This is a genomic window from thiotrophic endosymbiont of Bathymodiolus puteoserpentis (Logatchev), assembly GCF_900127505.1.
Classification (GTDB): Bacteria; Pseudomonadota; Gammaproteobacteria; order PS1; family Pseudothioglobaceae; genus Thiodubiliella.
Genome location: NZ_UEXF01000005.1, coordinates 1 through 2532, shown reverse-complemented (window position 1 = coordinate 2532; position 2532 = coordinate 1). Strand labels below are relative to the sequence as shown.

Here is a 2532-nt window from a genome sequence, read left to right as displayed (position 1 = left end):
AAAAAGGAGAATATATGAAACAGAACTACCACATGAATGCGAATACTAATGCACATTCAAGAGCGATTATACACGGGGCTAAGGCTTCGAATACTACCTTAGCACACCGCTTTGGTGTTAGCACTAAAACCATTGCCAAATGGAAGAGTCGTGATTTTGTTAAAGACAAAACCTCAAGACCAAAGACAATACACTACGCTTTAAATGAGACCGAGCGTGAGATTATTCGAGTAGTACGAACCCTCACTTGGTTAGAACTTGATGACTTAACTGATAGTATTGTTGCCTGCATGCCAAATGCCAATAGGAGTAATGTATATCGCACTTTGGTGTGTTTTGGCATTAACCGAGTGCCACAAGAAAAGAAACAACAAGCCTCTACATTTAAGGAATATGAGCCTGGATATTTACACATTGATGTTACCTATTTACCAAAACTAGCGGGTAAGAAGCAATATTTGTTTGTTGCCATTGATCGTGCTACTAGGGTGCTTTATTTTGAGATTTATGAGAATAAAACCGCTATCAATGCCGTTGAGTTCCTTAATAATTGCAAGGACTTTTATCCTTTTACAATTACGCATATATTAACTGATAATGGCTTAGAGTTTACTGATAAGTTTGTCACTAAAGACAAGCAAGTTAGTGGTAAACACAAATTTGACAAACTCTGTTCACGCAGTGAGATTGAGCATCGATTAACACAGCCTGCAACCCCTAAAACCAATGGCATGGTCGAGCGCGTCAATGGCACGATTAAGAATGCAACAGTTAAGGCGATAACGTATCAAAACATTGATGAAATGAAGCAAGATTTGAACAAGTTTTTGATTTTTTATAATTTTAATCGTGGACATGGTGGACTTAGAAAAGAGATTAAGGTAAGGACGCCTTATGAGGCTTTAGAGTATTGGTATAATTTGAAGCCTGATTTGTTTATCAGAAAGCCTGATATGTTTCGGAGTGTGGTTTTTGAAAGTAGGGAATAACGTGGTGAAACCTGACATTTAATGATTTACATATTAATATGTATGCTGGAGGAAAAGGAAATCCATTTGGACATCTAGGTTCAGCGGTAAACAGCAATAACACCAGAGGTTTTTATTCAAAAAATGGGTCATTATGGGGAGTTGGGGAGATGAGACCAGATTATTCAAACGCACGTATTGACAATGTTGTCATTAGAACAACGCCAAGACAAGACCGTATTTATCAAGATTATTTAGATAATTTGGATGTATCTTATGATCTAAACTACCATGTTATTGATAATAGTTGTGTGGATGTAGTTAGAATTGGGTTAGAAAAAATTGGTATTTCAATACCAGATAGTTGGAAACCTAGCAACTTTATGCGTGATTTGAAAGAATATGTACAATAAAAGGAATGTTATTTTGTTATGGGGAGTCGGTGGTTTAATAATTCCTATGTTTTGGGTTTATCTTTCTGGAGAAACAACAACATCTATAGTGGATTTTTGTAGCTATATAGATTATCCATCTCTATTTATTGAAGAGGCTGGTAATGTTTGCGGCGAGTTGATGACAGTTACATGGCCATTTTGGTTTTTTACTATGGCAAACAACGTAATTTTTTCACTTGCATCCCTTATTCTAAATGTATTTCTTTATGGTTTTATTGGATATATTATTTATAAAATAAAAAAAGGACTGACTGAATAAAAGAGGACGCTACCCTTTATTTGAAATAATTAGGGTCAGTGTGCAATTTATTAAACAATCCATCCAATCAGCCTGATGAAATTCGTAACCTAGAATATGAATATGACCTGATGGACAATGTCACGCAAAGACAAAACCATATCTCAGGTTTGAGCGAAGGCTTTACTTATGACGCCCTAGACCGCCTAACCCAATCAAGCACCACCGGTAAGATTGATGATGTTGATTATAGTTATGCCGTTAGTTACCAATACAACATCAATGGCAATATCCTCAACAAAGCTGATGTTGGTGATTACAAGTATAACAATGTTAATAGCACCCATCCCCACACGCCAAATTCAATCACAGGCCTAAGAATCAATACCAGCAACCAAGACAGAGCCTACACTTACGATGCCAATGGCAATATGATCAAAAATGGCAATAAATCTATTACTTGGACATCATTTAACAAGCCCAAGAAATTCACCAAAGGAGGAGACAGCACAACCTTCACCTATGCACCTAATAGAAGTCGTTACCAAAAAGTACAAACAAAAAGCAGTGACAATACCACCATCACCACTCAATACTTTGGCAAGGTTTATGAAAAAATCAAACAAAACACCAATACTGAGCATAAACACTTTATCTATCTAGATAAACAACTCATTGCCATTCACATCAAAACCGACACAACGAGTACATCAGGCACAACAGGTGCATCAGGTACATCAGGCACGCCAGCAACACCAATCCCCGATAAAACCCGTTATCTACATTACGACAACCTCGGCTCAATAGACACCATCACCGATGGACAAGGCAACATCGTTGAACGCATGGCATACACCGCCTTCGGACAAAG

Annotated in this window: 3 protein-coding genes and 1 pseudogene; all 4 read left to right on the top strand. The window is 37.4% G+C overall.

Going from position 1 to position 2532, the window contains the following annotated elements; translation table 11 throughout:
• Window positions 1–14: 14 nt before the first annotated feature.
• On the top strand, window positions 15–989 hold the full coding sequence (locus BHECKSOX2_RS00090) for a DDE-type integrase/transposase/recombinase (protein ID WP_139681955.1): 975 nt from the start codon (window positions 15–17) through the stop codon (window positions 987–989).
• A 149-nt stretch (window positions 990–1138) separates the two neighbouring features.
• Window positions 1139–1381, top strand: a complete 243-nt coding sequence (locus BHECKSOX2_RS00085; protein ID WP_139681954.1) for a hypothetical protein — start codon at window positions 1139–1141, stop codon at window positions 1379–1381.
• A gap of 13 nt (window positions 1382–1394) precedes the next feature.
• Entirely contained in the window at window positions 1395–1682 is a 288-nt protein-coding gene (locus BHECKSOX2_RS00080) for a hypothetical protein (protein WP_139681953.1), read from the top strand.
• Between the two features lie 38 nt (window positions 1683–1720).
• Window positions 1721–2532: pseudogene (locus BHECKSOX2_RS00075) on the top strand (hypothetical protein); the annotation flags it as partial.

Bases quoted from the DNA above. Each gene is read 5' to 3' on its own strand.
- BHECKSOX2_RS00085 (WP_139681954.1), top strand. From the start codon at position 1,139: ATGAGACCAGATTATTCAAACGCACGTATTGACAATGTTGTCATTAGA.
- BHECKSOX2_RS00090 (WP_139681955.1), top strand. From the start codon at position 15: ATGAAACAGAACTACCACATGAATGCGAATACTAATGCACATTCAAGA.